3 protein-coding genes and 1 pseudogene are annotated in these 3,216 nt (G+C 27.8%); all 4 read left to right on the top strand.

Going from position 1 to position 3,216, the window contains the following annotated elements; all coding sequences use genetic code 11:
* Positions 1-961 (top strand): annotated as a pseudogene (locus ACH2BO_RS13670) (hypothetical protein); the annotation flags it as partial.
* A 4-nt stretch (positions 962-965) separates the two neighbouring features.
* On the top strand, positions 966-1,835 hold the full coding sequence (locus tag ACH2BO_RS13665; RefSeq protein WP_395045291.1) for a DUF4249 domain-containing protein: 870 nt from the start codon (positions 966-968) through the stop codon (positions 1,833-1,835).
* 120 nt (positions 1,836-1,955) lie between these two features.
* Positions 1,956-2,618 carry a thiamine diphosphokinase gene (locus tag ACH2BO_RS13660; RefSeq protein ID WP_395045290.1) on the top strand — a complete coding sequence of 221 codons (663 nt, stop codon included), beginning with the start codon at positions 1,956-1,958 and terminating at the stop codon, positions 2,616-2,618.
* A gap of 53 nt (positions 2,619-2,671) precedes the next feature.
* Positions 2,672-3,216, top strand: a 545-nt coding sequence (locus tag ACH2BO_RS13655; RefSeq protein ID WP_395045289.1) for an RlmF-related methyltransferase, incomplete at its 3' end; no start/stop codon positions are given.

Genomic DNA, 3,216 nt, shown 5'->3' with positions numbered 1-3,216 from the left:
TAATGAAGAATTAGAAATTTATGAAAAAGCTACTCCAATAGCGACAGAATTTTTTAAAAAAAATAAAACTATTGCCAGTTTTAATAATTTAGAACCAAGATTTTCGATTGCATATGAAATTAACCAAAACAAATCTATAAAAGCTAGCTACAATAGAATGGTTCAATATCTTCAATTGGTTTCCAATACTGCTTCTCCTACTCCACTAGATGTATGGACACCAAGTGATAATTTTATAAAACCTCAAATTTCTGACCAAATTGCAATAGGATATTTTTCTAATCTTAAAGAAAATAACTATTCTCTAGAGGTTGAAAGTTTCTATAAAAACACTAAAAACAGAATGGATTATATTGATGGAGCAGATTTAATTGCCAACGAAGCAATAGAACAAGTTATTCTAAATGGTGAAATGCGCTCTTATGGTTTAGAAATTTTATTTAGAAAAAACACAGGAAAACTAAATGGTTGGATTGCCTACACACTTTCTAGATCTGAACAAAAAACTCCAGGAAGAACAACTACAGAATCTGGAATAAATAATGGAAACTGGTATCGTTCTGCATATGACAAAATGCATAATTTAGCTGTTACAAGTTCTTATAAATATAATAAAAAATGGAGTTTTGGCGCCAATTTTACACTTCAAACTGGTCAACCTGTTACTTATCCTAATGGTCAATATGTTTATCAAGGAATAACAATTCCTAGTTATGGATTACGCAACGAGAATAATTTGCCATTATACCATCATCTAGATATTTCTGCAACATTAACTCCTAAAAAAAGTGAGAAAAAGAAATTAAAAGCCGAATGGGTTTTTAGTATTTATAATCTTTATGGTCGAAAAAATGCAGCGTTAATTAGTTTTAGACAAAATCAAGATTCTGGTAATAATGAAGCATTGAGATTATCAATTTTCGGAATCGTTCCATCTGTTTCTTACAACTTTAAATTCTAAAAATATGAAATCAATTGTTCAAGAATTCAAACAAAGTTATATAAAAATGATTTTAAAAAATGTAAAATTAATTATCAGTTTATTGATAATTACAGCTTTCTCAAGTTGTGAAGATGTTATTGATGTAAATTTAAATACAGCCGAACCAAAATTAGTAATTGACGCATCAATAAAATGGCAAAAAGGAACTGTTGGTAACAACCAAAAAATTAAACTTACAACTACAACTTCATATTATAACAATATAATTCCAATTGTTTCCGGTGCAACAGTTTTTATTATAAATAGCACTAATACCGTTTTTAATTTTATAGAAACACCTGCAACAGGAGAATATTTATGCAATGACTTTATACCAATAATTGATGAAACTTACACATTAACAGTAATATATAACGGAAACACCTATGTTTCAACCGATAAATTAATTAGCACTCCAATTATTGAAACTATAGAACAAGAAACAGTTCAAGGATTAAGTGGTGATGAAATTCAAATAAAATTTTTCTATCAAGATAATGGTTTGCAAAATAATTATTACTTAATTGGATTTAAAAAAAGTGGAATAATTTTTCCAGAATATGGTGTTCTAGATGATAAATTTTTTCAAGGAAATCAAATGTTTGGATTTTATACTAATGAAGAATTAAATCCTACAAATACATTAGACATGACTTTGCAAGGAATAACTTTGCGTTATTACAACTATATGAACAAGTTAATAAATATTGCAGGAAGTGCAGGCGGAAGTCCATTTGCAACTGCACCAGCAACACTTAGAGGAAATATTATTAATCAAACAAATTCTGCAAATTATCCATTAGGTTATTTTCATTTATCTGAAATCGATTTAAAAAATTATATTGTTCTGTAAATTTGAAATACGAGTTGAGAAATACAAAAAATAAGTAAAGATGTTTAAATAATGAATTAATTGCTATTTTTGACAACTTAGCAACTTTGGTAATTCAAATCTATAACTTTTTATCTTAAAATGTCATCACACCATATAGTTCGCGACGATCAAGAACCAGCACTAATTATTGCAAATGGCGCTGAATGTTCTATGGAACTTTTAGGACAATTACTAGAATGGTCACCAATTGTTATTGTTCTTGACAATGCAATTGATAGAGTTTTACAATTAGACATAAAAATAGATGTACTTCTTGGAGATTTTGATGATAATTTTAATCCAGATATATATAAAGAAAAACAATTTCCGTTAGAAATAGTTTATGCTACAAATCAAGATAAAACCGATTTAGAAAAAGCATTTGATTACTTAATAGAAAAAGGTCACAAAGCGGTAAATGTAGTTTGGGCTACTGGAAAACGTGCCGATCATACAATTACAAACATTACAAGTATTGTTCAATATAGAAACAAACTAAAAATTGTATTGCTAGACGACCATTCCAAAGTGTTTTTATTACCTCCAAAATTTGAAAAATGGTACACTAAAGCCACACCAATTTCTTTAATTCCTATAGGAAAAGTATTTGGTATTACAACAGAAAATTTGTTCTATTCGTTACAAAATGAAGAACTTATAATTGGATATAGAACAGGAAGCAGTAATCATGTAACCCAAGATGGAATTGTAAAAATTGAACACAAACAAGGCGATTTATTACTTATGGAATGTTTTGACTAAATAAATTGTTTTTTATATTCATTTTTATATATTTGATATAGAGAAATGAAAAAATGAAGAACAAAATTATTACCGAAAAAACCACTTTACATCCAAGAAATCCACATAGATTTAGATACAATTTCGAAGAATTAATTGCTGCACATACTAAATTAAAAAAATTTGTATTCATAAACGAACACAATATCGAATCGATTGATTTTAGTAATCCAGATGCTGTAAAAGCTTTAAATACAGCCATTTTAATTTTAGATTATGAAATTAACAATTGGGATATTCCTAAAGATTATTTGTGTCCACCAATTCCTGGAAGAGCAGATTATATTCATTATATAGCCGATTTATTATCAGAATCTAATGACGGAAAAATTCCCGAAGGAGAAAATATAATTGGATTAGATATTGGTATTGGTGCAAATTGTATCTATCCAATAATAGGAAATCATGCTTACAATTGGAGTTTTGTTGGAACAGATACAGATGAAAATGCAATACAAAATTGCAAAAAAATCATTCAAAACAATCCTAAATTAATCGATGCAATAAGTTTACAATTGCAAAGTGAACCTAGATTCATTTTTAAAAACATAATACTTCC

The organism is Flavobacterium sp. (assembly GCF_043773265.1).
Taxonomy (GTDB): Bacteria; Bacteroidota; Bacteroidia; order Flavobacteriales; family Flavobacteriaceae; genus Flavobacterium.
This window is presented reverse-complemented; position numbering and strand designations above follow the sequence as displayed.